Origin of the sequence: Mesorhizobium sp. WSM1293, assembly GCF_000513875.1 — a bacterium.
Lineage (GTDB): Bacteria > Pseudomonadota > Alphaproteobacteria > Rhizobiales > Rhizobiaceae > Mesorhizobium > Mesorhizobium ciceri.
On the sequence record NZ_AZUV01000004.1, the window covers coordinates 446,694 to 472,966 of the forward strand.

Consider the following 26,273-nt stretch of genomic DNA (forward strand, 5'->3'; position numbering starts at 1 on the left):
GGCCGGGCCACTTCCTTTGGCTCTTTTATCGCGGTCCCGATGCTGCAACCAATCGACTTCAAAAGGGAGATCCGGCAATGAGGCTGACCAAAAATCTGCTGGCGTTGATTGTGCTTGCCGTCGGCGCGCTGTGGTCGCTGCAAGGCATCGGCGTTGTCGGCGGCAGCTTCATGACCGGCCAGTCGCAATGGCTCTATATCGGCCTCGTCACCATGCTGGTCGGGCTGATCGGGTTGGTGTGGGCGAACCGGTCAAGCGGGTGAGCTTGATGAAAGGTCGACCCCCACTCCGGCCCTTCGGGCTACCTCTCCCCCGATCGACGGGGGAGAGGAAAAGCGCGAGCTCGCCGACCTTGGCTCCTTTCCTCTCCCTCCGGAGGGGGGAGAGGTGGCGCTGCGAAGCAGCGACGGAGTGGGGGAAGGCGGTCCTCCAGGGCCCTGCCCCCGACAGCCCTACCCGAACAGCCGATCCAGAATCTTGCCCTCCAGCCGGGCCAGCTCCACCGAACCGCGCCGGCGCGGCCGTTCCACGGGCACATCCAGATCGAGCGCGATCCGGCCTTCGCTGATCACCACGACCCGGTCGGCGAGCGCGACCGCTTCGGCGACATCATGCGTGACCAGCACGGCCGTGAACTTCTGCGCGATCCAGATGCGTTCCAGAAGCTGCTGCATCTCGATGCGGGTCAGGGCGTCGAGTGCGCCGAGCGGCTCGTCGAGAGCCAGGATCTGCGGGTGGCCGACCAGCGCGCGGGCCAGCGCCACGCGCTGCTTCTGACCTCCGGACAGCACCGAAGGCCACTCGTCGGCCCGGTCGGCAAGCCCGACCTCGCCGAGGATGTCGAGCGCGCGGTGCCTCGCTTCGCTACCGGTGGCGATGCCGGTCAGCCCGACCTCGACGTTTTCCACCACGCTGGCCCAGGGCAGGAGCCGTGGCTCCTGGAACATGAAGCGCGTGCGGCTGTGTCCTTCCTCTTCGACGCCGAAGGACAGCGATCCCGATGTCGGCCGGTCGAGCCCGGCCAGAAGCCGCAACAGCGTGCTCTTGCCGCAGCCGCTCTTGCCGATGACGGCAAGGAACTGCCCGGCCGGCACGTCCAGGTCGATGCCGTCGAGCACGGTCTTGTCGCCGAAGCGCTTGCCGGCATGCCTGAAGGCAAAGGCCCGCTGTCCTTCGACGGAGCCGATCGGCCGCACCGGCGTGGCGACGAAGGAACGGGCTGCGGTCAGGCTGGCGGCGGTCATGGGCAATCTCTCATCCGTTCTGGAAGGCCGGATGCCAGCCGAGCGACAGCCGCTCCAGCAGGCGGGCGAGGCTGTCGGCGAGCTTGCCGAGCAGCGCATAGATCAGGATCGACAGCACGACGACATCGATCAGCAGGAATTCGCGCGCCTGCATGGCCATGTAGCCGAGGCCCGAACTGGCCGAGATGGTTTCGGCGACGATCAGCGTCAGCCACATGATGCCCAGGGCATAGCGCAGGCCGACGAAGATCGACGGCAGCGCGCCGGGCAGGATGACGCGGAAGAACAGGGCGCGCCGGTCCATGCCGTAGACGCGGCCCATCTCGACCAGCTGTGGGTCGACGCTCTGGATGCCGAGCAGCGTGTTGACGTAGATCGGAAAGAACACGCCGAGCGCCACCAGGAACAGCTTGGCTTCCTCGTCGATGCCGAACCACAGGATAACCAGCGGGATCAGCGCCAGATGCGGAATGTTGCGGATCATCTGCAGCGTCGTGTCGGTCAGGCCGCGGCTGAGCGTCGACAGCCCGTTGGCAAGGCCGAGCGCAAAACCGATGGAGCCACCGACGGCAAAGCCGGCAAGGGCGCGCGCGGTCGAGACGCCGATGTTGCGGATCAGTTCGCCCGACAGCGTCAGCCGCCAGAAGGCCTCGGCGACCGCGCTGGGCGCCGGCAGCACGTTGGCCGGCATGACGCCGGCGCGGCTGGCAATCTCCCAGCCGGCAATGATCAGCGCCGGCAGCAGCCAGCCGATGGCGTTGCTATGCAGGCGCGTGGAAAAGCTCATGACGAAGCCTGTAGGCGGTTGGCGCCATGGAAGCCGACCGAGAATTCGTTGGCGATGTTCTCATGCGCCCGCTGCCGCCTGGTGCCGAGCCCGAGCTTCGGAAACAGAAGCTCGGCGACGCGGTAGGCCTCCTCGAGATGCGGATAGCCCGAGCCGATGATGGTATCGATGCCGATCGCCTGGTATTCGCGGATGCGCCCGGCGATCTGTTCCGGCGTGCCGACCAGCGCCGTGCCGGCGCCGCCGCGCACCAGCCCGACGCCGGCCCACAGATTGGGCGACACCACCAGACTGTCACGGCGGCCGCCATGCAGCTCCGCCATGCGGCGCTGGCCGACCGAATCCATCTGGTTGAGGAAGCGCGCCTGCGCGTTTTCGATCTGGGCGTCGGTGACATGGCTGATCAGCCGGTCGGCGGCGCGCCAGGCTTCGTCCTCGGTCTCGCGCACGATGAAATGCAGCCGGATGCCGAAACGCAGTTTTCTGCCGCGCCGCGCCGCATTTGCGCGCGCCGCGGCCAGCTTCTCGGCCACCTGTGCCGGCGGTTCGCCCCAGGTCAGATACATGTCGACGAGGTCCGCGGCGAGGTCCTGGCCGGCATCCGACGATCCGCCGAAATAGAGCGGCGGCCGTTCCTGGTGCGGCAGAAGGTCGAGGCGGCCATTTTCGACGCGGTAATATTTGCCGTTGAAATTGACCCGCTCGCCGGACACCAGGCCGCGCCAGATGGTCAGGAATTCATGCGCCTGGGCATAGCGCTCGTCATGCGGCAGGAAGACGCCGTCGCCGGCGAGCTCGGTCGGGTTGCCGCCGACCACGACATTGAGCAGCAGGCGGCCATTGCTCAAGCGATCGAGGGCGGCGGTCTGGCGTGCGGCGAAAGTCGGCAGCGTGACGCCCGGCCGCAGCGCGACCAGGAACTTCAGTTTTTCGGTGAGTGTCGCGAGGCCCGTCGCGGTGATCCAGGAATCCTCGCAATTCTGGCCGGTCGGCAACAGCACGCCGGGAAAGCCGAGCCGGTCGACCGCCTGCGCGATCTCCTTGAAGTAGCCGAATTCGGGCGGCCGCTGCTGCTCCTCGGAACCGAGATAGGAGCCGTCGCCATGCGTCGGGATGAACCAGAAGAAATCGAGCGGTGCGGTGCTGGCAGGCGCGGTCATGTCTGGCACAGTCACGGGCGGATCTCCTGGAGATATGGGTGCGAACGCAAATGGCGCCGGGCGTTCTCATCCGGCGCCGTCAGGGGACAAGTCAGTTGCCGGGTGCCGTCCACACCGCGTCGGAGATGCGGACCGCGTTCGGGATCAGCCCGAGCTTGAAGAAGCGGTCTGCGGTCGCCTGCTGGCCGGCGATGATCTCGTCGGTGATCGGGAAGATGCCGAATTTGGTGCGGTTGGCGGCGATGATCTGCGCGTCGAGCGGCACGCCGGTCACCTCATGCAGCGCCGCGGCCACCTTGTCGCGGTTCTGGTCGGCCCATTTCGCCGCCTCGCCCAAGGCTGATATCGTCGTGGTGACGGTTTCGGGATGCGCCTTGGCGAAGTCCTTGTTGGCGAGGAAATAGGTGTTGACCTTCAGCACCTCGCTGGAGCGGGCCAGCACACGCGGCTGGTAGCGGGTTTCGGCGATGGCGAAGAACGGATCCCAGACGGTCCAGGCATCGATCTGGTCGCTGGCAAAGGCTGCGGCCGCATCCGCCGGGCTGAGATAGACCGGTGTGATCTGGTCGAACGGGATGCCGGCCTTTTCCAGCGCGGCGACGAGCAGATTGTGCGCGCTGGTGCCCTTGCCGACACCGACGCGCTTGCCCTTGAGATCGGCGACCGACTGGATCGGCGACGCCGGCTTGACGAAGATCGCCTCGCCCTCGCCATTCGACGGCAGCGCTGCGGCATAGACGATGTTGGCACCGGCCGACTGGCCGAAGATCGGCGGCGCGTCGCCGGTCCAGCCGACATCGATGGCGCCGACATTGAGCGCCTCGACCAGCGGCGGACCGGCGGTGAACTCGACCCACTTGACCGTCACGCCCTTGTCTTCAAGTGCCTTCTCGATCACCTGCTGCTGCCTGGCGATCACCGGCAGGCCGGTCTTCTGATAGCCGATGCTGAACTGCTTCAGCTCCTGCGCGGTGGCGCCGGACGACACGGCAACCGTCGCCGCCAGCAGGCCGATGCCGAAAACACGTCTCGTTAGATTGAACATTGATCCCTCTCCTTCGCTGCGGATCGGCGCCGGAAATGGCCTCGCCGGTTGGAAGATGGATGAGGCTAGGTAATTCTATAGATTTAGCAGAGGAATGATTTTGCGAGTTAGAGGGGAGAATGGGAATTATCTTCTTTGGCTACCTGGAATTCGTCATCCTGGGGTCTGCGCTGCGTCGCTTCGCTCCTTGCTCCGCCCTAGGATGACGAAGACGCGGGGGCTAGTGCCAATCGCCAATCCCCTCACTGCGACCAGTACTGCCAGGCCCAGTAAAAACTCTCGTCGCGTGGCGGCAGGCGGTCGCGCTCGGCGTCCCAGCGGACCGGCGTTGGCGATTTCGGTTGCTGTTCAAGCGGCTGGCTTTCCCTGGTCCAGGCGAGAAGCCAATTGCCGGCTTGGGCGAACAGCACGGCGGTGGAATGGGTCATCGGCATTCTCTCCTGCTCTTCTAGTTCCCAATCATTCGCGTCCCGCCCACGGGACGAGCACGCGCTCGATCCTGCGGAGGGTGAATTCCAGCACGAAGGCAATGGCCGCGATCACCAATATGCCCATCACCACCACGTCGGTGACGAGGAACTGGGCGGCCGACTGGATCATGAAACCAAGCCCGCGCGTCGCCGCCACCAGTTCGGCGGCGACCAGCGTCGACCAGCCGGCGCCGAGCGCGATGCGCAGGCCGGTCAGGATCGCCGGCAGTGCGCTCGGCAGGATGACATGGCGGACCACTTGGCGCTGAGTAGCACCCAGTGAGCGCGCCGCATTGATGCGTTCCTGCGAAACGCCGCGAACGCCGGACGCGGTCGACAATGCCACCGGCGCCAGCATGGAAATAGTGATCACCAGGATCTTCGACGGTTCGCCGATGCCGAACCAGATGACGACCAGCGGCAGGTAGGCGAGCGGCGGGATCGGCCGCAGGAACTCAAGCAGCGGATCGAAGATGCCGCGCCCGATCGTGCTGATGCCGATGGCGAGCCCAACCGGCACGCCGACGAGGATGGCGGCGACCAGCGCGGCGAAAACCCGGCCCAGGCTGGCGATCGCATGCTGCAGCAGCGTCGCATCGACGAAGCCGTCGCGGGCGACGGTGATGAACTTGTTCCACACCGCAACCGGCGAGGGCAGAAACACTGGCGACACCAGTTGCAGGCGGGCCGACAGCGCCCACAGCGCCAGCACCACCAGGATGGTCATCACGCTGACCGCGCGCGCGGAAACGCCTTTGCGTTTCGGGCTGGACCGCGACCACGGCACCGACAGGCCGTCGGCCTCGTCGACCTTGTGTCCCGGCCGCTCGGTGTAGGAGGTAACGGTCATGCCGCCTCTCCTTCGAAGATCGCGTCGGTTAGTTCGCCGCGCGCCGCGGCGAAGGCCGGGTCGGCCTTGATGGTGCGGATGGCCTCGCCCGATGCGTAGCGCCTGGAGAAGCCGGGTTCGAAAGTTTGCACCACGCGGCCCGGGCCAGGCGCCAGCACGACGATGCGGGTGGCCAGCACCAGCGCCTCCTCGATGCCATGCGTCACCATCAGCACGCCGACATCGCTTGCCGTCCACAGATCGAGCAGCGTCGTCTGCATGCGCTCGCGCGTCAGCGCATCGAGCGCGCCGAGCGGTTCGTCGAGCAGCAGGAATTCGGGTTCGGCGGCGAGCGCCCGAGCCAGGCCGACACGCTGGCGCATACCGCCGGAAAGCTCCCAGATGCACTTGTCGCCGGCGTCGGCGAGCTTCACCAGCGCCAGCAGCTCATCGGCGCGCCGCGCCCGCTCGGCCGGAGCGACACCGCGCAGCCTGAGCGCGAAGGCAACGTTTTCGCGCGCCGTCAGCCATGGGAACAAAGCATCGTTCTGGAACACCACCGCCCGGTCCGAGCCAGGTGCTGTGATCGGCTTGCCGTTGATTGAAGCCGTACCGCGCGCCGGCGCGACAAGGCCGGCGGCGACGTTGAGCAGCGAGGTCTTGCCGCAGCCGGAACGGCCCACCAGCACGACGAAATCGCCCTTGGCGACATCGATCGACACCCGCTCGACGGCAGGCGCTGCCTGGCCGTCATAGTGGATCGATACCTTGTCCAGTACGAGATGCGGGTCGAGCACGAGATGCGGCATGGATGCCTCGCGGTTCGTTGAAATCCGACTGCCCCGGCCCTCGTCAGCGGTTCCGGGGCAGTCAGCACGCGGCGTCAGGGAAAAAGATCCGCGCGCGTTCAGAGCAATTCCAGGAAAAGTGTGAAGCGGTTTTCCGTCCGGAATTGCGTTAAGCGAGTACTAGTTCGAGGCGAGCGCCTCGGTGACGTATTTCGACGATACGTATTTCGAATAGTCGGGAAGCACGGCGTCGATCTTGCCTTGCTCCTTGAGGAAGGTGGATGTCGCTTCGACCGCCTTGACCGTGCCGCCGCCGAGGAATTTGTCGGAGGCCTGCTCTTCCAGCGTCGGGAAGACATAGCCCTTGAGCAGCTGCGGCACTTCTTCCAGCTTGGCGCCGGTGAGTTTGGCGATCGCGGCCGCCTGCGGCGACGATACCGACCAGGCTTCGGGCTTGGCGAGGAACTCGGCATATGCCGCGCCCGTCACCTTGACGAAGTCGCGCACCGCTTCCGGGTTCTTTTCGGCGAAGTCGGTGCGCACGATCCAGGCGTCGAAGGTCGGCGCGCCCCAGGCGGCGACCTGCGAGGAATCCACCACCACCTTGCCCGTCGTCTTGATCTGACCGAGCGCCGGATCCCAGACATAAGCGGCGTCGATGTCGCCGCGCGAAAAGGCGGCGGCGATTTCCGGAGGCCTGAGATTGAGGATCTCGACCGACTTCGGATCGACGCCCTCATGCTTCAGTGCCGCGAGCAGGCTGTAATGCGTCGTCGAGACGAACGGCACGGCGACCTTCTTGCCGGCGAGGTCGGCGATTTTCTCGATGCCGGCGCCGTTGCGTGCCACCAGCGCCTCGGATTCGCCGATCAGGCCGACGATGAAGATGGTCTGGATCGGCAATTCGCGGCTCGCCGCCGCCGCCAGCGGACTCGAGCCGACATAGCCGATATCGACCGAACCGGAAGCGACCGCGGCGATGACATCGGCGCCGGAATCGAATTTGCGCCAATCAATGGTGGCCTTCGTCGCCTTTTCATAGGCGCCGTCGGCCTGCGGCACTTTCGAGGGTTCGACCACCGTCTGGTAGCCGATGGTGATCTTGAGGTCGTCGGCCAGGGCCGGGCCGAGGAAGGCCGCGCCGGCAAGTGCCGCTGATGAGAGGAGAACAATGCGTCGCGAAATGGTGGACATGAAGGGCTCCTGAAAAGAGAAAAACCGGAATGCTTCATAATAGTCAGCTAATTCTATGGTTCTTGTAGAGTTAAATCCTTCCAACGAAGGCGGGCTTGTTAGAAAAAAGCTGTCGATGGTGAGGTGGTGAGGCGGATAGGGTGGTTGCGGTGGGCAGAGTGTCGCCACAGGGCAGACCTTTCGACGCCGGCGGGCCAGCGCCCCCTCTGTCCCACCGACCTTTAACCTCCTGAACTGCGGCGATGGCTCCGCCTACGCCCACCGCGAATTAGAATTCCCGCTTCCGGCCTCTTCCAGGCAAATTCATGCCTCAAACAACCGCCGATTTAACAACCCATTCCGCGTGTTCGGGGGTAAGTATAGTAATCTTATCGACATTGAGACTGGAGGCGACGATGAGCAGTCACCATATCGCGATGATCGCGCCCCCAAACTCGTGCGCTTTTGTGTCCCTGTGGGCACAAAGGCTAGTCAAAATGGCCCGCGCGGCTTGAAAACGAAGCAAAATCAGCAGTTCTCGGCTTGTACATCATGTCACTAGAATTTATGTGTCATGCGGGCTTGGACGCGGCGGCAACGCACGCCAGGCGTTTTGCAACCGATGGTTCCATGCCGTCGCATGCCAGAGAAAATTTGATCTCATGCTCACCAAAAAAGGTAAGTACGGCCTCAAGGCGCTTGTCCACCTCGCGCGATTGCCGGCCGGGCAGCTCGCCTTCGTCAACGACGTCGCCACCGGCAACAACATCCCGAAGAAATTTCTCGACGCCATCCTGGGCGAGTTGCGCAATGCCGGCTTCGTCCAGAGCCGCAAGGGCAAGGATGGCGGCTATCGCCTGGCGCGCCCCGCCGACGAGATCAAGGTCGGCCATGTCGTGCGCGTCCTCGACGGTCCGCTGGCGCCGATCCCTTGCGCCAGCCGCACCCAGTACCAGCGCTGTGAAGATTGCAACGAGGCGACATGCCAAGTCCGACATCTGATGCTCGAGGTCCGGCAGGCGATCGCCGAGGTGCTCGATCAGCGCAGCCTCGCCGAAATGCGCGATATCTCTCTCGACGACCTGTCGGTCGGCATCGGCGATCTGCCGGTCGCGGTGAAGGTCCAGGCCTGACACTGGCGCTGCGCAGAGCGAAGGCATGCCTATGACCGGGCGCGCCAACTCCATCATCATTGTCGGTGGCGGCGCCAGCGGCGTCGTGCTGGCCGCGCATCTCCTGAAGTCGCCCAATCCCGACCTGCGCGTCACGCTGATCGAAAGGCGCCCGCATTTCGGTCAGGGCATCGCCTATTCGACGCTGCTGTCGGCGCATGTACTGAATGTCAGCGCCGCCGGCATGAGCGCCTATGCCGACGATCCCGGCAATTTCTGGCGCTGGCTTCAGGAACGCGGCCTGGCAACGGCTGAGGAGGCGCCCTTCTATGCGCCACGCAGCATCTATGCCCGCTATCTCGGCGAGTTGCTGGTCGATCTTGAAGCGCGGGAAAAGCAGAGCGGTCGGCTTCGGCTGATCCGCGAGGAAAGCCTCTCGATCACGCCCACCGCCTCCGGCGTCGAAGTGGCGCTGGCCAACGGCACCAGCGTGGTTGCGCATCTCGCCGTGCTGGCCACCGGCCATGACGAGGAGCCGGCGCAAGGCCATGCCATCAGGATGGGATCGGAAGCCGACACAGCACTTCCGCCCGGCGCCGGCGTCATGGTGCTGGGCACCGGCCTCAGCATGGTCGATGCTTTCCTGGCGCTGGAGCAACGCGGCCATCGCGGCGACATCATAGCTGTGTCCAGGCGCGGCCTGCTGCCCTCGCCGCATCGCAAGGGCAATCCGATCAAGCTCGACGTCGCCGACATTCCGCTCGGCACGCAGCTCTCCTATTTCGTCGGCTGGTTCCGCGACCTGATCAAGGAAAACCAGAAGGCCGGCATCGACTGGCGTGACGTCGTCGACGGGCTGCGGCCGTTCAACCAGAAGATCTGGCAGAACTGGCCGGCTTCCGCCAAACGCCGCTTCGTCGAGCACACCAAGGCCTGGTGGGACATCCACCGCCATCGCATGGCGCCCGAGGTCTACGCCCGTGTCACCGAGGCCGTGCAATCCGGCCGCATCCGCCTGGTCGCCGGCCGCGTCGTCGACATTGCGCGCAACGGCGAATTCACCGTCCAGGTCCAGTCGCGTCACACGCAGCGTCTCGAGACCTTCGAGGTCGCCCGCATCTACGATTGCTCTGGCATCGTCAGGGACATCTCGACCTCGTCGAACAGCGTCGTGCGCTCGCTGGTCGACCGCGGCCTGGCAAGGCCGGATCCGCTGTGCATCGGCCTCGACGTATCGACCAAATGCGAGATCATCGCCGGCGACGGAACCGTTTCGGCCAAGATCCTCGCCGTCGGCCCGCTGACGCGCGGCACCTTCTTCGAGATCGACGCCATCCCCGATATCCGCGTGCAGTGTGCGAGGCTGAGCAAGCAGCTGCTGGGGTAGGCTGTGTCGATATTCAGGTGATGCCGGCCTGCAAAATGCGGCTTCCTGTGGCTTCCGGTGCTCACGTACCCAAAAGTACGCTCTGCTCCGGTTCTCGGAATCTGCCATTTTCGGCTCGGCCTGACCTGAATCTCAACACACCCTCCAAGCCCTTGAGGCACAAACCGGAATTTCATTCCGCATCTGGCCGGTTGATTGGCACGATCTATCTTCTTTCCGACTGCAAAGGGCTGGAAAAGAGGCTACGCTGCCGCCCTGCCCAGAGGCGGTCGCTTGGTCATGGAGCATCGATATGAGCGAGCATGAGATCGCCGCACTGGACAGTGCCCCCTCGGAAGCCGAATTGTCCCGCCTGCGTCCGCCCTACAAGTCGGTGCTCGACCTGATCGGCCAGACGCCGGTGGTCGAGCTGACCAAGTTCGACACCGGCAAATGCCGGCTGTTCATCAAGCTCGAAAGCCAGAATCCCGGCGGCTCGATCAAGGACCGCATCGCGCTGTCGATGATCGCCGCGGCTGAAAAGCAGGGCAAGCTCAAGCGCGGCGGCACCATCGTCGAGGCGACCGCCGGCAACACCGGCCTCGGCCTTGCCCAGGTCGGCATCCCCAAGGGCTATCGCATCGTGCTGGTGGTGCCCGACAAGATGTCGCGCGAAAAGATCCAGCACCTGCGCGCGCTCGGCGCCGAAGTGCGCATGACGCGCTCCGATGTCGGCAAGGGCCATGCCGAATATTACCAGGACATGGCCGAGAAGATCGCGGCGGAAACGCCCGGCGCCTTCTATGCCAACCAGTTCGCCAACCCGGCCAATCCGCTGGCGCATGAAACCACCACCGGCCCGGAGATCTTTTCGCAGCTCGACGGTAACGTGGATGCCGTGGTGGTCGGCGTCGGCTCGGGCGGCACGCTGACCGGGCTTGGCCGCTACTTCGCAAAAGTGTCGCCGAAGACCGAAATGGTGCTGGCCGATCCGGTCGGCTCGGTGCTGGCGCCGCTGATCAAGACCGGCAAGATGGAAGAGGCCGGCAGCTGGACCGTGGAAGGCATCGGCGAGGATTTCGTGCCGCCCAATGCCGATCTGTCGCTGGTCAAGAAGGCCTATTCGATCCCCGACAAGCAGAGCATGCTGGCGGTGCGCGACCTCTTGTCCAAGGAAGGTATTCTTGCCGGCTCATCCTCGGGCACGCTGCTGTCGGCGGCGCTGCGCTATTGCCGCGAGCAGACGGTGCCCAAACGCGTCGTCACCTTCGTCTGCGACAGCGGCAACAAGTACCTGTCGAAGGTGTTCGACGATTTCTGGCTGGCCGAGCAGGGGCTGGCCGAGCACGAGCAGCATGGCGATCTGCGCGACCTGGTGATGCGCTCGCACCGCACCGGCGACACCGTCTATGTCGGCCCGGACGAAAGCCTGCTCAATGCCTATGGCCGCATGCGCCGCTCCGATGTCTCGCAGCTGCCGGTGCTCGACAAAGGCAAGCTCGTCGGCATCGTTGACGAAAGCGACATACTGGCCAAGGTCGACGGCCCTTATGACGGCCGCTGGGAGCGCTTCAACGGCCCGGTGCGCACGGCCATGACCTCCAACCTGCACACGCTGCAGGCCAGCCAGACGCTGGACGCGCTGCTGCCGGTGTTCGACCGCAACGAGGTCGCCATCATCTTCGACGGCGACGAATTCGTCGGCCTGATTACCCGCATCGATCTGATCAACCATCTGAGGCGCGCACGATGACCAGCAGCACCCCGCCAGCCGGCAAGAACCGACTGGCTTTTTCGACGCGCACCATCCATGGCGGCCAGAGCCACGACCCGCTGACCGGCGCGGTAATGGTGCCGATCTACGCCACCTCGACCTATGGCCAGCAATCGCCCGGCGTGCACAAGGGCTTTGAATATGCCCGCAGCCAGAACCCGACGCGCTTTGCTTTCGAGCGCGCGGTGGCCGACCTCGAAAGCGGCTCGGCCGCCTTCGCCTTCGCGTCAGGGCTGGCGGCGATCGCCACCGTGCTGGAGCTGCTCGATTCCGGTGCGCATATCGTTGCCACCGACGACATCTATGGCGGTTCCTTCCGGCTGATGGAGCGGGTGCGCAAACGCTCGGCCAATCTGCAGGTCTCGTTCGTCGACTTCACCGACCTTGCCGCCGTGGAGGCCGCGATCCGGCCCGAGACGAAAATGCTGTGGGTCGAAACCCCCACCAACCCGCTGCTGCGCATCGTCGACCTCGAAGGCGTCGCCGCACTTGCCAGGCGCAAGGGCATTTTGTCGGTCGCCGACAACACCTTCTGCAGCCCCTATATCCAGCGGCCGCTGGAGCTCGGCATCGATATCGTCGTGCATTCGACGACCAAATATCTCAACGGCCATTCCGATATGGTCGGCGGCGTCGCCGTCGTCGGCGATAACAAGGATTTGGCCGCCCAGCTGAAATTCCTGCAGAACGCCATCGGCGCCATTTCGGGCCCGTTCGACAGTTTTCTGGCGCTGCGCGGGCTGAAAACGCTGGCGCTGCGCATGGAGCGCCATTCCGCCAACGGCCTGAAGATCGCGCAATGGCTGGAAGCGCGCCGCGACGTCCGCCGCGTCATCTATCCCGGCCTCGCCAGCCACCCGCAGCACGCCGTCGCCGTCCAGCAGATGCATGCCTTCGGCGGCATGATCACAGCCGTGCTCGACCGCGACCTAGCCGGCACCAAAAAGTTCCTCGAACGCACGCAATTGTTCACGCTCGCCGAAAGCCTCGGCGGTGTGGAGAGCCTGATCGAGCACCCGGCGCTGATGACGCATGGCTCGATTCCGGCCGAGAAGCGGGCGGAGATCGGCATTTCGGATTCGCTGGTCAGGTTGTCGGCGGGGATCGAGGATGGCGATGATCTGATTGCGGATCTGGAGCAGGCGCTGGGGGGCTAGAAGCTCAATCACTTGCAACTTCAGCGTTGCCCCTCATCGCCCTGCCTTGGCTCCTTTCCCTCCGGAGTGGGGAGAGGTGGCTCGGCGAAGCCGAGACGGAGTGGGGGAAGGCGTTCGCAGACGCGCAGTCGCCGCAAGACAGGCACAATCTGACGAGCAAGAGACCTCAGGCGCGCGGCGAGGGTCGACCCCCACTCCGTCGAGCTTCGCTCGACACCTCTCCCCCGATCGACGGGGGAGAGGAAGGGCAAAGGGCGGCGCCGACGTCTTATGATGATGGACCGGCCAATTGACCCCGAACCCCATCTGCCCGAAATGTAGCGCCCCATGGCCACGCGCGAACCACCCAAGCCCACTGAACCCCTCACTTTCGCCGTGCTGGTGTTCCCAGGTTTTCCGATGATGGCGTTCAGCTCGGTCATCGAGCCGCTGCGCGCCGCCAATGTCCTGGCGAAAAGAGAATGCTATCGCTGGATCATCGTCGGCGGCACGAAGGGTGCGGTCGAGGCGTCGAACGGCGTCGTCATCCAGCCGGGCTTTTACGCCGAGGATGCCCCGAAGGTCGACCGCATCGTCGTCTGCTCGGGCGGCGATGCCGATCACCTCGTCGCCGAGGACGCGGCACACTGGATCCGCAAGAGCCTGCGCAATGGCGCCCATATCGGTGCGGTGGCGGATGCCGCGTTCTTCCTGGCGCGCGCCGGCCTGCTCGACGGCCATGCCTGCACCTTGCACTGGACCAGCCAGGCCGCCTTCACCGAAGCCTTCCCCAACATCGAGCTCAGGCGCGACCTCTATGTCATCGACCGCAAGCGCTTCACCTCGGCCGGCGGTGTCGGCAGCCTCGACATGATGCTGGAGATCATCACCCGCGATTACGGCGCCGAGCTTGCCGCCGGCGTCGCCGAATGGTTCGTGCACAGCCAGCTGCGCTCCAGCATCGACCGCAAGATGATGCCGCTGCGCCTGCGCACTGGGGTCCAGAACGAGCTGGTGCTGTCGGCCATCGCCATCATGGAGGATGCGGTCGAGGAACGGCTCGGCATGGCCGAGCTGACCGCGAAGCTCGGCGTGTCCTCAGACAAGCTCGAGCGCTCCTTCCGCTCCGAACTCGCCATCTCGCCCAATGGCTACTACCGGCGCCTGAGGCTCAAACGCGCCGCCGATCTTTTGGCGCATTCGACGCTCGCCGTGCGCGACGTGGCGCTGGCATGTGGGTTTGCCTCGATGTCGAGTTTTGCCCGGGCGTTTCGCGAGGAGCATGGCCATCCGCCGAAACTGGCGCGGAGGCATTAGGGTAGTCAAAGGAATGGCGGGACAGCGCCCCCCTCTGTCCTGCCGGACATCTCCCCCTCAAGGGGGGAGATCGGATGTAACAACGGCTTTCGCCAATTTTCAGCGATGAAGAAAAGAGCGATGAGGCCAAAGCTGCCAATCTCCCCCCTTGAGGGGGAGATGTCCGGCAGGACAGAGGGGGGCGCTTGGCGCCTGCATCTCTTGTTGCCCAGCGGCATTCCGCACAACACACGCGGTTTCCAGCACAATCCTCCGGCCCCCGCTGCGCCATGCTCCAGCCCTCCCAACCCACCCAAGGCCAGGCACCCCATGAGCATCGTCGTTTTCGACCCCGACAGCACCGAGGACGTGGACTTCAAGGATCGCATGCGCCACCCCGCGGCGGCCGATCCGGCCGGCGGCATGTGGCTGTCGGACACCGAACCGTCCTTCATCGATGCCGACGCCCTGCGCAAGGGCCGGCTGGCCAAGCTGCGCGGCTGGATGCGCAAGGCCGGCTATGGCGGCGTGGTGCTGTTCGATCCGTACAACCAGCGCTACGCCACAGGCTCGCGCAACATGTTCGGCTATTTCCTGCGCAACTCGACCCGCTATTTCTTTATCCCGACCGACGGGCCGATCGTGCTGTTCGAATATCCGCAGAGCTATCATGTCTCCATGGTGCTCGACACGATCGACGAGGCGCGGCCTTCCAAGCTGGTCTGGTCGTCGGTCTCGGGCCGCGACGACGAGACCGCAGGTCCGTTCGCCGACGAGATCGCCGAGCTTTTGAAAAAGCATGGCGGCGGCTCGATGAAGCTCGGCCTCGACCGCTGCAGCCATCTGCAGGCGCTGGCGCTTGAAAAGCGCGGCTGTGAGGTCAGGGATTGCCAGGGCGAGATTTTGGCGGTGCGCGCGGTGAAGACGCCGGAGGAAGTGAAATGCCTGCAGGTGTCGATGGCCGGCGCCGAGGCTGCCGTCTATGCGGTGCGTGAGGCGATCAAGCCTGGCGTTTCCGAAAACGACCTGTTCGCCATCATGTATGGCGAGGTCATCCGCCAGGGCGGCGAGTTCATCGAGACGCGGCTGCTGACATCAGGCCAGCGCACCAATCCCTGGTTCAACGAGGCCAGCGGCCGCAAGATCCGCCCCGGCGAACTCTTGGCGCTCGATACCGACACCATCGGCTGCTACGGCTATTATTCGGATTTCTCGCGCACCTTCCGCTGCGGGCCGGGCAAGCCGACCCCTTACCAGAAGTCGCTCTACCGCATGGCGCATGACCAGGTTCAGCACAACATTTCGATCGTCAAGCCCGGCATGGCCTTCCGCGAGATCGCCGAGCAGGCGTGGAAGATCCCCGACCGTTTCGTCGACCAGCGCTACACCTCGGTCATGCACGGCGTCGGCATGCATGGCGAAACGCCGTTCATCGCGCATGCCATGGATTACGAGACCTATGGCCGCGACGGCCATATCGTGCCAGGCATGGTGGTGAGCGTCGAAAGCTATATCGGCGAAAAGGGCGGCCGCGAGGGCGTCAAGCTGGAGGACGAGATCCTGATCACCGAGACGGGCACGGAGTTGCTGTCGCGCTTTCCTTATGAGGACGAGTTTCTGGAGACGCAGGTTTGATACGGGCAACCAATGAGCGCCTCGTTGCCTGGCGCCCCCCTCTGTCCCGCCGGCATACGGAAGGGTCTTTGACTGCCTCGCCCATGCATCACGCAGGCGCCGCATGAAAACGCCCATCTCCATCAAGCGCGGCACCGTGGCCGCGATCTTCATCGACCTGCAGGAAGAGCACCGGCAGGACCCGCGTTATCTGGTTGAAGGCTTCAGCAGCATCCTCGCCAACGTCCTGCGCCTGCAGGCGGCGGCGCGGCAGAACCATGTGCCGCTCTACCACTGGGCCTACATCGTCGATCTCGACAGCCAGGACCGCCCGTTTCATCCGCTCGGCGAGGACGGCAAGTCGGCCTTTTCCGACAAGAGCGATCCGCTGACCGAAATCTGCCATGAGGTGGCGCCGGCCAAGGGCGAGGCGCTGCTGATCAAGGCCGAGGCCAGTGCCTTCCGCACCGGGCCGGCGGCGCGCGACATCAAGTCTTCAGGCATCGAATGGCTGGTTGTCGCAGGCGTCTGGACTGAGGCCTGCATCGACGCCTCCGTCAAGGATGCGGTGGCCAAAGGCTTTCGCGTGCTGCTGGTCAAGGATGCCTGCGGCAGCGGCAGTGCGGCCATGCATCAGACCGGCATTCTCAACCTCGCCAACCGCCTCTATGGCGGCGCGGTCACCGACACCGACGGCGCCTGCCGGCTGCTGGCCGGCGAAAGCGTCACCGCCTGGCAGGTCGAAGGCTCGGTGCCGCTGCGCTTCAGCTTCGATAACGCGACCGCGCTCTACGCCGCTCTATGACGCGCGGCCCCTACGAAACACGGCTCGACCCGGCGCTATGGGCCTATATCGACGCCGTCAACGCCTGGTATCCGCCCGAAATCATCGGCCTGCCGATCGACAAGCAGCGCGCCGTCTATGACAGGATGAGCCGGGCTTTCCACCAGGGCCGCCCGCCTGGCGTCAAGGCCAGCGACGGGCTGATCGCCGCCGCCGGCCGCGACATCCCGGTCCGGCGCTACCGGCTCGAGGGCAACGCCGCCAAGGCGATGGTGGTCTACTACCACGGCGGCGGCTTCATCCTCGGCGGGTTGGAAAGCCATGACGACATCTGCGCCGAGCTCTGCGCCGGCACAGGTTTCGACGTGCTGTCGGTCGATTACCGGCTGGCGCCGGAGCATCTCCATCCCGCCGCCTTCGACGATGCGGTGGCCGCCTTCGAATGGGCAGCGGCGAGATCAGGCCTGCCGCTGGTGCTGTGCGGCGAAAGCGCCGGCGGCAATCTGGCCGCGGCGGTGGCGCAGGCGACGCGCCGGCACGCCAGCGCTGCGATCGGCCAGGTGCTGATCTACCCCGAGCTCGGCGGCGACGAGCGTGCCGGCTCCTACATCGAACACGCCGACGCGCCGCTGCTGTCGGTGACCGACGTCGCCTTCTACCGCGACGTCCGCTCGGCCAGGCGCCAATCGCTGGACGATCCGACTTTTGCGCCGCTGCGCGACAAGGATTTCACCGGCCTGCCGCCGACGGTGATCGTCACCGCCGAATGCGACCCGCTGTCCTCGGATGGCGAGACCTACCGCGACCGCATTGTGGCCGCCGGCGGCAAGGCGTGGTGGCACGAAGAGCCGAGGCTGGTGCACAGCTTCCTGCGCGCCCGCACCACGGTGCCGGCGGCGGCGGAAGCGTTTGCGCGGATCGTCGGCGCGGTTGCAGCGCTGGGCAGGGGTGAGTGGCCGTATTGAGCAGTTGCCGACGGTAAAGCGCCAATCTCCCCCCTTGAGGGGGAGATGCCCGGCAGGGCAGAGGGGGGCGCTGTCCCGCCGACCTACCTTTCTGATTGAAGTTCAGACTGACGTGTCTTGGTAACGAAGTGCACCGAAGGTTTGCGATCCTTGGCGCCCCCCTCTGTCCTGCCGGACATCTCCCCCTCAAGGGGGGAGATTAGCCCTGCGGAGCGCCGCACAATCACTGCGGAAAACCGAACACTCCCCAGCGTCACCCGGCTCTATCATCGCCTCAGGCAAATGGCGTCCCGGCGGTCGCGTCCGTCGATCGGCCGGGGCGCCCAACAACAGGGGAACGACGATGAAATTCATGCTGACCGACCGCAAACTCCACCCGCAAGCCAAACCCGTGGCCGACGATTTCAAGGCCGGCGGCATCAACCGCCGCGAATATCTGGCGCTGATGGCCGGGCTCGGCGTCAGCGCCGCCGGGGCGCTGGCGCTGGGCGGACTTGGCACCATCCCTGCCCGCGCGGCGGAACCCAAGAAGGGCGGCGTCCTGCGCGTCGCCATGAACGTCAAGGGTTTCAAGGACCCGCGCACCTTCGACGGCGTGGAGATGTCGAATGTCGCCCGCCACTGCAACGAATATCTGGTGCGCTGGAACACCGACTTCTCCTTCGAGCCCTGGCTGCTCGAAAGCTGGGAGGCGAGCGACGACGCCAGGACGCTGACCCTGCATGTGCGGAAGGGCATTTCCTGGTCGAACGGCGATGCCTTCAACGCCGACGATGTCATCCACAACCTCACCCGCTGGTGCGACGCCTCGGTGCCCGGCAATTCGGTCGCCGCGCGCATGGGCGCGCTGGTCAATGCCGACACCAAGAAGGTGGTCGATGGCGGCATCGAAAAGGTCGACGACTTCGCCATCAAGCTGAACCTGCCCAAGCCCGACATCTCGCTGATCGCCGGCATGGCCGACTATCCCGCACTGATCATGCACCGCTCCTATGAGGGCGACGGCGATCCCCTGAAGGCGCTGGCCATCACCACCGGTCCCTGCGAGCTGGTAAGCTGGGATGCCGAGACGGGTGCCGAGGTGAAGCGCAAAGACAAGCCCTGGTGGAAGGGCGAATTCTACTTAGACGGCATCAAATGGGTCGACTACGGCTCCGACCCCAACGCCATGCTCTCGGCCTTCGAATCCGGCGAGATCGACACCGACCACGAGACCGCTTCCGATGCCGTCTCGCAGACCGAGACGATGGGGCTGACGAATTCCGAGATCGCCACCGGCTCGACCATCGTCGCCCGCTTCAATGTCGCCAACGCGCCCTATGACGACGTCAAGGTGCGCCGCGCCGCCCAGCTCGCCGTCGACAATGCCGCCGTGCTGGCGCTCGGTCTCGGCGGCCGCGGCAAGCCCGCCGAAAATCACCATGTCGGCCCCATGCACCCCGAATATGCCGATATCGGCCCGGCGAAGCGTGACGTCGAGCAGTCGAAGAAGCTGTTGGCCGAGGCCGGCAAATCAGACCACGAGTTCGAGCTCATCTCCGTCGATGTCGAATGGCAAAAGAGCACCGGCGACGCCATCGGCGCGCAGATGCGCGAGGCCGGCCTCAAGATCAAGCGCACCGTGCTGCCCGCCGCCACCTTCTGGAACGACTGGAGCAAATACCCCTTCTCCTGCACCGAATGGCTCGGCCGCCCGCTCGGCGTCCAGGTGCTGGCGCTGGCGTATAAATCCGGCGCCGCCTGGAACGAAAGCGCCTACGCCAACCCCGAATTCGACACGCTGCTCGACAAGGCGCTGGCCACCCCCGACGCCAAGGCGCGCAAGGAGATCATGGGCAAGATCGAGCAGAATCTGCGCGATTCAGGCATCATCATCCAACCCTACTGGCGCTCGGTCTACCGCACCTACCGCAAAGGCGTCGAAGGCTGCGAACAGCACCAGGCGCTGGAGCAGCACTTTGAGAAGGTGTGGATTGAGAGTTGAGAGGCGGTCCGCGCTAGCGGACGTAAAGCCAATTGCTTGGCTTTACGAGCCTCGAACGCTCTGAGCCTGCGAAGGGCCGGGCGACGGTGATGCGCCGGCATTTCTAACCTTCTCCCCTTGTGGGAGAAGGTGGATTGCCGCGCAGCGGCAAGACGGATGAGGGGTGTTCCAGCTTGGCGATACGCCAACAGTAAACGCCCTGAACCAGAGCAGAACCTTCACCGCCTCACTCCGTCACGCACCCCTCATCCGTCTCGGCGCTGCGCGCCGATCCACCTTCTCCCACAAGGGGAGAAGGTCAGAAGCGTCAGCGCCCCTTCAAGTGCAGGGCTAGCCGGTGGATCGCTGCGATCATCTGCGGGTTGAAAATGGCCGGCGCGAATGCCGGTGAGGCAGTTGCCTGAGCCCGCGCCGGCCACTGGCGAACCTGGGTCCGCCGCCCGGATTTTTTACCGCCCCGCCGATGCCCGATCAACCAGGCCGGACGTTTGGTACGCAAGCGGACAAAGCCTCACCGGGCCGGCTTCAGCAGCGTCCAGATCCAGCCGGCAAAGGTCAGCACCAGGAACGGATAACCGGCGGCGGGCAGCGGCGCCGAGGTCGGCAGCAAGGGCGCGCCCCAGATAATCATGCAAGCCGAGACGACAAACAGCACGGCCGCCACGAGCGCGGCGAGCCGCATCCACAGGGCAAATGTCCTGGGCACGCTGATCATGACCAGTGCCGCCGCCCAAAGCGAGATGCCGCCGGCATAGGAAGGCACGCTGGCCTCCAGCCCCGCCGCATTGCCGGCCATCAGCAGCGTCTCGCCGGCCAGGAAGGTCAGGAATCCGGCAGCGATGCAGTCATGGCCCAGCCGCTGGTATTTCATCATCAGCAGCGCGGTGGCGACCACGAGTGCTGCACCGTCGATCGTCCAGAGCGTCTCCCGCAGCGGAGCGCTGGCGACGAAGGTGCCGGCGAGGCCGAAGGCGCCGCCGATGGCAAGGCCGAGAGAGGCGACGGTGTCTGATGTGGTGCGCATGTGATGTCTCCCCCAAGGCGGTCGCAACGACACGTCATGTCGGAGACCTATTGACGTCTAGGCGGGAGCACTATTGCAAGCCTGCGCAGTCAATTTTTTGCTGTGGCGATACGAGAGGCGAAAGAAAAAAGCGAATCCCCATCAATGGGTTACGCGGAATTGTCAGTAACCTTTTGATTCCGTTTGAATTTTTCACCAAAACAGAATAATATCTGTGTCGGCGGGGTACGCCGGAACCCCCTTGGGCGGTATCGTAGATGCCGCAGTCGGACGGACGGTCGCCCACTTTGGATGGTGGCCTACAAGCCCCCGATGGCAACGAGGCCGGGACCCGCCGCTTTCATATCGCGTAGCCGTAAAACCGGAAGACTTTCTTCTGCGCGTCCGTAAGTTTCAGTGTCCAGTTCTTCCACGGAAGAAGCGTGACACCGCACCCCGCGTAGTGGCCGTCGCCACGAGACGCCATGCGATCTCGCAGAGCTTCCGCGTACTCTGTATTCCACTTTTTGGTTCCGGCGTTTGCTGCTTGGTAAAAGGCGCTGGCTACCACGTCTGCAATCTGACAGCCCGCGTTTTTGTTGTGCTCGATAACTTCAATCAAACGATGGTCGATGACCCTGAAATCCGGGACGTTAGCCGTCTGGTAAATCCGCCCATTTTCTGATTGTTTCGCCAGCAGGTGTATATACGTTTCAACGTGTCGATACGAGTGCCCACCCCGTTTCGAAAACACCAGCTTTACGTGTCTAGGTTCGCCTGTCTCGCTGATCGACCGGCGCGCGCACCACTGGCTGACACGTTCGAGTAAGACGCGGATGCAGTAGTTGTAAAAGTAGTTGTGCTTGTGAAGAGTGACCGCTTCGGCTTGAGGATTGCGATACCCCCGCATATTCTTTTTGTTCGACGCTACGACAAAGAAGCGCAGATTTTCGGCGGCTAGAGCTTGGCAGACGGGTAGCTTTTTGTGTTGGTACACTTCCCTCAGAAGCCATTCGATATGAAGGCGACCGACAAAGAAAAGAGTCAAGTTGAGAAGTTTCGTGACGCCGCCCGTGAGCTGGAAACAGACCAGCAGGGGAAGCCTTTGACCGGGTCTTGAAAGAAGGTGGTTAAATCGCCGCCTCCGAAGGACGGTTAGCGCAAAGACGAAAAGTCGAGCTAGCTCAAACCCAGCAATCGACCGAGCTCAAACGCAGCATCTTCAGACGGAAGCTTCGCGAGTATGCACACGTCTGAATTATGAGAATTTGCTGGTTTCTGGTAAAGAAAGTAACCGATCGATTCTGAGTCGGCAATATTGTGCGCCGCAGCAACATCTGAAGTGATCGGGGCGATAAATAGCTTTTCGCCGGTTCTTGATTCGCCACTAAAGAAATAGTCCGACACCTGAGGCTCCTTCCATGTCCGTCAAGACTCATAGGGAAGTCAAGAACCCACGTCTTTCCGACAATAAACTTGCCGACTACATGAATGCTTCAGAACAAGCCCGACGGAGCATATTACGCAGTTGCAAATATCAGCCGAAAGCGGCTGTTATCCAGCATCACGATGCTAAGAAAATGGTAGCAGAATCAATGGTTAATGGCAAGATTAACCATGATATGTTAACGCAAAAACTTGGTCTCTATGGCGGTAAGATCACAGATACCGACTTTGAAGCGGAAGTTAAGCAGCACAATATCGATTACGTTAATTGTGTGTTAACGATGGGGTGTCAGCCAATTAAGGGTACGGACTTCGACCGGTGCAAAATATCGAAGAAGCTGGACTTCAACGGCACAGAGATATCCTTTTTCCCGGATTTGCTTGTAGCGAGGACAAATCAAAAGAATAACCGCAAGATCGGCGCTATCAATTTCCGATACAGTAAATCGGCCAAGCTACCGGAGAAAACCGCAGGCTATCAGTCGGCATTGATGTTTGGGGTGTTTCGCGACGAGCCGTTTGAACCCGAGGCGATGGCCGAGCGGGATCTTTGCCAGACTCTGGATTGCTTCAACGGTAAGGTCTATGTCGCCCCGACGAACGCCGTCTACCTCTACAATGAGATGAAGGCGGCTTGCGGCGCTATCGCTTATCAATGGCCGAACATCGAGCCGCCAACTGGGGCGATCTTCTAGCGGCTGACCCTTTACCCGATCCCGACGACCGTTCAGCGCGTATCCCGGAGAACAATCTCCGCAGCGCAGCGTCGGCGCCGCGCTGGCGGGGGGCCCGCTGCCTCCGGCAGCTCCCCCGCTTTCGAAGCCTGCCATCGATCCACCGGATCGATGACTTGGCGCGCTGCGCGCACCAACCGGCTTCTCAATCGCCCATCTTCAAGGCCTGGATAAACGCCTCCTGCGGGATATCCACCTTGCCGAACTGGCGCATCCGCTTCTTGCCTTCTTTCTGCTTATCCAGCAGCTTGCGTTTGCGCGAGACGTCGCCGCCGTAGCATTTGGCGGTCACGTCCTTGCGCAGCGCCGAGATGGTTTCGCGGGCGATGACCTTGCCGCCGATGGCGGCCTGGATCGGGATCTTGAACAGGTGGTGCGGGATCAGCTCCTTCAGCTTCTCGCACATCTGCCTTCCGCGCTTTTCCGCCGCCGTGCGGTGCACCAGCATGGACAGCGCGTCGACCGGCTCCTCATTGACCAGGATCGACATCTTGACGAGGTCGCCTTCCCGGTAGTCGGTCAGGTGATAGTCGAAAGAGGCGTAGCCCTTGGAGATCGACTTCAGCCGGTCGTAGAAATCGAAGACGACTTCGTTGAGCGGCAGGTCGTAGATCAGCATGGCGCGCTTGCCGACATAGGACAGGTCGGCCTGGATGCCGCGCCGGTCCTGGCAGAGCTTTAGAATCCCGCCGAGATAGTCGTCGGGGGTCAGGATGGTGGCGCGGATCCACGGCTCCTCGATCGCCGAGATCTTGACCACGTCGGGCATGTCGGCCGGGTTGTGCAATTCCTTCATCGAGCCGTCGGTCAGAGCCAGCCGGTAGACGACGCTGGGTGCCGTGGCGATCAGGTCGAGGTTGAACTCGCGCTCCAGCCGCTCCTGGATGATTTCGAGATGTAAGAGGCCAAGGAAGCCGCAGCGATAGCCGAAGCCGAGCGCGGCGCTGGTTTCCATTTCAAAAGAGAAGCTGGCGTCGTTGAGGCGCAATTTGCCGACCGCGGCGCGCAGATCCTCGAAATCGGCGGCGTCGACCGGGAACAGGCCGCAGAACACCACCGGCTGCGCCGGCTTGAAGCCGGGCAGCGCCTTGGCGGTGGCGCGCTTGTCCTCGGTGATGGTGTCGCCGACGCGCGTGTCGGCCACTTCCTTGATCGAGCCGGTGAAGAAGCCGAACTCGCCGGGGCCGAGCTCATCGACATTGATGCGGGCCGGCGTGAACACGCCGGTGCGCTCGACCAGATATTTGGCGCCGGTGCCCATCATGCGGATGGTCTGGCCCTTCTTCAGCACGCCGTCGATGACGCGCACCAGCACGATGACGCCGAGATAGGCGTCGTACCAGCTGTCGACCAGCATCGCCTTCAGGGGCGCCGTGGCGTCGCCTTCGCGCGGCGGCGGCAATTGGTGGACGATCGCCTCCAGCACATCGGGAATGCCCAGCCCGGTCTTGGCCGAGATCAGCACGGCGTTGGAGGCGTCGATGCCGATCACCTCCTCGACCTGCTCGCGGATGCGCTCGGGCTCGGCGGCCGGCAGGTCGACCTTGTTCAGCACCACGACGATCTCGTGGTTGTTGTCGATCGCCTGGTAGACATTGGCCAGCGTCTGCGCCTCGACGCCCTGGGAGGCATCGACGACCAGCAGCGAGCCCTCGCAGGCGGCCAGCGACCGCGACACTTCATAGGCGAAGTCGACATGTCCGGGCGTGTCGATCAGATTGAGGATATAGTCCTCGCCATTGTTGGCGCGGTATTTCAGCCGCACCGTCTGCGCCTTGATGGTGATGCCGCGCTCGCGCTCGATGTCCATCGAGTCCAGCACCTGCTCCTTCATGTCGCGCAGCTCCAGCCCGCCGGTCAGCTGGATCAGCCTGTCGGCAAGCGTGGATTTGCCATGGTCGATATGGGCGACGATGGAGAAATTGCGGATGTGGTCGAGGGGCGTGCTCATGGCGCGCGTTTAGCAGGGGTGGCTTGCCCGAGCAAGCTGTGCGCCTTTGCCGGAGCAGGCAGCACGGGCACCTGTCGCTTTTTTCGCGCTTTTCGCGAAAAATCTATAAATTTTAACCAAGCCCGTTAGAGCATAATTTGCGAACGGGATGTTAGCGGAGGGAAATATCTGATGTAAGGACGAAGGCATGCGGGGGCTTGCAGGCAGTTTTATCGAGTCGCGGAGCGGCTCGTTCGCACCGATACTCATTCTTGCCATGATACCGTTGATCACCGCGATCGGCTTTTCCGTCGACTACACCTCCGCTGTCCAGACCAGGTCGACCGAGCAGGCGGCACTCGACGCCGCGATCCTGTCGATCACCACGATGGATACGGCCTCGACGAAGCCGCAGCGCCAGGTGGCGATGCAGGCTTCCTACGTGGCCAATGGTGGACAGGGCACCGCGACGCTGAACAGCTTCGACGTCAGCGCCAACGGCACCGCCACCGCGCAGGCCTCGGCAAGTTTCGCCATGCCGACCGTGTTCATGCAGATCGCCAGGATTCCTTCGGTGGCAGTCGGCGTTACGTCGGCGGTGAACAAGGCGCCGGCTTTGGTGGAGGCCACCTTCAAGGTCACCGGCGTGTCGGGCTACTGGAACAAGAAAATGACGCTCTACGGCACGATGTTCGGCGCCGCAGCGGGCAAGCCGCTGATGACGATCGACTATGCCTATGGCAAGACTGGCGATCCGAAAGGCTACGGCACCACGACCGTCAGCGTTCTCACCACCGATTCAGCCGGCAAGACGGTCACCACGGTGGCCCAGAAGCAGGTCTGCAAGCTCGTCGATTCCAGCACGCCCGCTGGCGCGGTGATCCTGACCGACGGGTTCCAGACGAAATATTACTGCGTCGATACGATGTATCCCGCCGATGGCGCCGGCGCGCAGATCAATGTCAGCCAGATGGCCGGCCTCTATCTGCAGATGGATGTGCCATCGGGCAACCCAAGCAAGCTCATGTCGAACGATCCGACCACGTCCAACAGGCTCTACAGCGGCCTCAAATCGGACCAGACGGGCGCTATCGACTACAACGAGATGGCGACCGGCCAGATCGTTGATATCTTCGGCCTCGTGCCTTGCGGCGCGACAGCCTACCAGGCCTGGGAAGACGGCGGCAACAAGGTCCCGGCGCCCGTCAGCAACGCCGACTTCTTCTACAACGTGACCGGCAAATGCGACTTCAACAAGCGGCCCAACAACACGCGGCTGACGCAGTAGATGCTGCTCTTCTGCCTTCTCCCACAGGGGCTAGCGTGCGCACACATTTGCTTCGGGTTCATTTTTGTGAGGCGAGAACGAAGCCGTCGACGATGGCGTTGAAGCGTCTGAGGCCTTGGGTGAAGGTGATGGGTCCTGGCGGGCGTTCCTTTTCGTAGCCGTTCCAGCCTCCGAGCCTGGCGATACACCAGGCGGCCCAGGCGAGCGTGTGCGTGGGGTGGGGGTTCTTCTGCTTTTGGGTCTTGCCTTCGAGTTTGGCGATGAGCACGTTCAGGACGGTGATCTCGGTGGGATCGAAGAGACGTGCGGCCTGGAAGCCCTGGCCCGGCGAACCACGCCCGTGCA

24 protein-coding genes and 1 pseudogene are annotated in these 26,273 nt (G+C 63.7%); 12 read left to right on the plus strand and 13 right to left on the minus strand.

All coding sequences use genetic code 11. The annotated features are described in order from the left end of the window. The first annotated feature begins 77 nt into the window (after positions 1-77). Complete coding sequence (locus M729_RS1000000138755) at positions 78-263, plus strand: hypothetical protein (RefSeq protein WP_027161251.1); 186 nt, start codon at positions 78-80, stop codon at positions 261-263. 189 nt (positions 264-452) lie between these two features. On the opposite strand, the gene M729_RS0107770 is transcribed toward M729_RS1000000138755, so the two are convergent. From M729_RS0107770 to tauA, 8 genes are all read right to left on the minus strand, one after another. Next, positions 453-1,244, minus strand: a complete 792-nt coding sequence (locus M729_RS0107770) for an ATP-binding cassette domain-containing protein (protein WP_013528712.1) — start codon at positions 1,242-1,244, stop codon at positions 453-455. 10 nt (positions 1,245-1,254) lie between these two features. Next, complete coding sequence (locus tag M729_RS0107775) at positions 1,255-2,031, minus strand: ABC transporter permease subunit (protein ID WP_027161252.1); 777 nt, start codon at positions 2,029-2,031, stop codon at positions 1,255-1,257. Then, positions 2,028-3,191, minus strand: coding sequence for an FMNH2-dependent alkanesulfonate monooxygenase (gene ssuD, locus M729_RS0107780; RefSeq protein WP_027161253.1), 1,164 nt, complete (start codon positions 3,189-3,191; stop codon positions 2,028-2,030). Before ssuD ends, M729_RS0107775 begins: the two co-directional genes overlap by 4 nt. Positions 3,192-3,282: 91 nt before the next feature. Further along, positions 3,283-4,236, minus strand: a complete 954-nt coding sequence (locus tag M729_RS0107785) for a sulfonate ABC transporter substrate-binding protein (protein WP_024502225.1) — start codon at positions 4,234-4,236, stop codon at positions 3,283-3,285. Positions 4,237-4,478: 242 nt separating this feature from the next. Further along, complete coding sequence (locus M729_RS0107790; RefSeq protein ID WP_013528709.1) at positions 4,479-4,664, minus strand: hypothetical protein; 186 nt, start codon at positions 4,662-4,664, stop codon at positions 4,479-4,481. Positions 4,665-4,695: 31 nt separating this feature from the next. Beyond that, positions 4,696-5,556 (minus strand): ABC transporter permease subunit, encoded by an 861-nt coding sequence (locus M729_RS0107795; protein ID WP_013528708.1) that lies wholly within the window; start codon positions 5,554-5,556, stop codon positions 4,696-4,698. Further along, the gene (locus M729_RS0107800) at positions 5,553-6,344 is read right to left on the minus strand and encodes a taurine ABC transporter ATP-binding protein (protein ID WP_013528707.1); all 792 of its coding nucleotides are present in this window, start codon (positions 6,342-6,344) and stop codon (positions 5,553-5,555) included. The genes M729_RS0107795 and M729_RS0107800 overlap by 4 nt, the downstream gene beginning before the upstream one ends. 159 nt (positions 6,345-6,503) lie before the next feature. Further along, positions 6,504-7,517 carry a taurine ABC transporter substrate-binding protein gene (tauA, locus tag M729_RS0107805; RefSeq protein ID WP_027161254.1) on the minus strand — a complete coding sequence of 338 codons (1,014 nt, stop codon included), beginning with the start codon at positions 7,515-7,517 and terminating at the stop codon, positions 6,504-6,506. 641 nt (positions 7,518-8,158) lie between these two features. Between tauA and M729_RS0107810 the strand changes: the two genes are divergently transcribed. The 9 genes from M729_RS0107810 (at position 8,159) to M729_RS0107855 (ending at position 19,527) form a co-directional block, all read left to right on the plus strand. After that, a complete protein-coding gene (locus M729_RS0107810) occupies positions 8,159-8,629 on the plus strand; it encodes an Rrf2 family transcriptional regulator (RefSeq protein WP_013528705.1) in 471 nt (156 codons plus the stop codon). Positions 8,630-8,660: 31 nt separating this feature from the next. Then, the gene (locus M729_RS0107815) at positions 8,661-9,995 is read left to right on the plus strand and encodes an FAD/NAD(P)-binding protein (protein ID WP_027161255.1); all 1,335 of its coding nucleotides are present in this window, start codon (positions 8,661-8,663) and stop codon (positions 9,993-9,995) included. A gap of 292 nt (positions 9,996-10,287) precedes the next feature. Continuing rightward, positions 10,288-11,727, plus strand: a complete 1,440-nt coding sequence (locus M729_RS0107820) for a pyridoxal-phosphate dependent enzyme (protein WP_027161256.1) — start codon at positions 10,288-10,290, stop codon at positions 11,725-11,727. Beyond that, on the plus strand, positions 11,724-12,905 hold the full coding sequence (locus tag M729_RS0107825) for a PLP-dependent aspartate aminotransferase family protein (protein ID WP_027161257.1): 1,182 nt from the start codon (positions 11,724-11,726) through the stop codon (positions 12,903-12,905). Before M729_RS0107820 ends, M729_RS0107825 begins: the two co-directional genes overlap by 4 nt. A gap of 327 nt (positions 12,906-13,232) precedes the next feature. After that, a complete protein-coding gene (locus M729_RS0107830) occupies positions 13,233-14,201 on the plus strand; it encodes a GlxA family transcriptional regulator (protein ID WP_013528701.1) in 969 nt (322 codons plus the stop codon). 309 nt (positions 14,202-14,510) lie between these two features. Continuing rightward, the gene (locus tag M729_RS0107840; RefSeq protein WP_027161258.1) at positions 14,511-15,815 is read left to right on the plus strand and encodes a Xaa-Pro peptidase family protein; all 1,305 of its coding nucleotides are present in this window, start codon (positions 14,511-14,513) and stop codon (positions 15,813-15,815) included. A 103-nt stretch (positions 15,816-15,918) separates the two neighbouring features. Next, positions 15,919-16,599, plus strand: coding sequence for an isochorismatase family protein (locus M729_RS0107845; protein ID WP_013528699.1), 681 nt, complete (start codon positions 15,919-15,921; stop codon positions 16,597-16,599). Further along, positions 16,596-17,543 carry an alpha/beta hydrolase gene (locus M729_RS0107850; protein ID WP_027161259.1) on the plus strand — a complete coding sequence of 316 codons (948 nt, stop codon included), beginning with the start codon at positions 16,596-16,598 and terminating at the stop codon, positions 17,541-17,543. Before M729_RS0107845 ends, M729_RS0107850 begins: the two co-directional genes overlap by 4 nt. Positions 17,544-17,886: 343 nt before the next feature. Then, positions 17,887-19,527 (plus strand): ABC transporter substrate-binding protein, encoded by a 1,641-nt coding sequence (locus M729_RS0107855; RefSeq protein WP_027161260.1) that lies wholly within the window; start codon positions 17,887-17,889, stop codon positions 19,525-19,527. A gap of 511 nt (positions 19,528-20,038) precedes the next feature. Here the strand turns inward: M729_RS0107855 and M729_RS1000000138760 are convergent. From M729_RS1000000138760 to M729_RS1000000138335, 3 genes are all read right to left on the minus strand, one after another. Next, complete coding sequence (locus tag M729_RS1000000138760; protein ID WP_027161261.1) at positions 20,039-20,551, minus strand: hypothetical protein; 513 nt, start codon at positions 20,549-20,551, stop codon at positions 20,039-20,041. 340 nt (positions 20,552-20,891) lie between these two features. Further along, positions 20,892-21,578: a DUF3800 domain-containing protein gene (locus tag M729_RS01000000134760; RefSeq protein ID WP_050596201.1), complete on the minus strand. Its 687-nt coding sequence runs from the start codon at positions 21,576-21,578 to the stop codon at positions 20,892-20,894. A 131-nt stretch (positions 21,579-21,709) separates the two neighbouring features. Then, positions 21,710-21,937: a hypothetical protein gene (locus tag M729_RS1000000138335; protein ID WP_127296913.1), complete on the minus strand. Its 228-nt coding sequence runs from the start codon at positions 21,935-21,937 to the stop codon at positions 21,710-21,712. Between the two features lie 14 nt (positions 21,938-21,951). Here M729_RS1000000138335 and M729_RS0107870 point away from each other — a divergent pair, with 14 nt between their 5' ends. Next, positions 21,952-22,671: a hypothetical protein gene (locus M729_RS0107870; RefSeq protein WP_145923791.1), complete on the plus strand. Its 720-nt coding sequence runs from the start codon at positions 21,952-21,954 to the stop codon at positions 22,669-22,671. Positions 22,672-22,855: 184 nt separating this feature from the next. Here M729_RS0107870 and lepA read toward each other — a convergent pair whose 3' ends face one another. Then, complete coding sequence (gene lepA, locus M729_RS0107875; protein ID WP_027161263.1) at positions 22,856-24,661, minus strand: translation elongation factor 4; 1,806 nt, start codon at positions 24,659-24,661, stop codon at positions 22,856-22,858. 187 nt (positions 24,662-24,848) lie between these two features. On the opposite strand from lepA, the gene M729_RS0107880 reads away from it, so the two are divergent. Next, positions 24,849-25,928 (plus strand): TadE/TadG family type IV pilus assembly protein, encoded by a 1,080-nt coding sequence (locus M729_RS0107880; protein WP_027161264.1) that lies wholly within the window; start codon positions 24,849-24,851, stop codon positions 25,926-25,928. Positions 25,929-25,986: 58 nt separating this feature from the next. On the opposite strand, the pseudogene M729_RS1000000138765 reads toward M729_RS0107880, so the two are convergent. Beyond that, positions 25,987-26,273, minus strand: a pseudogene (locus tag M729_RS1000000138765) (transposase); the annotation flags it as partial.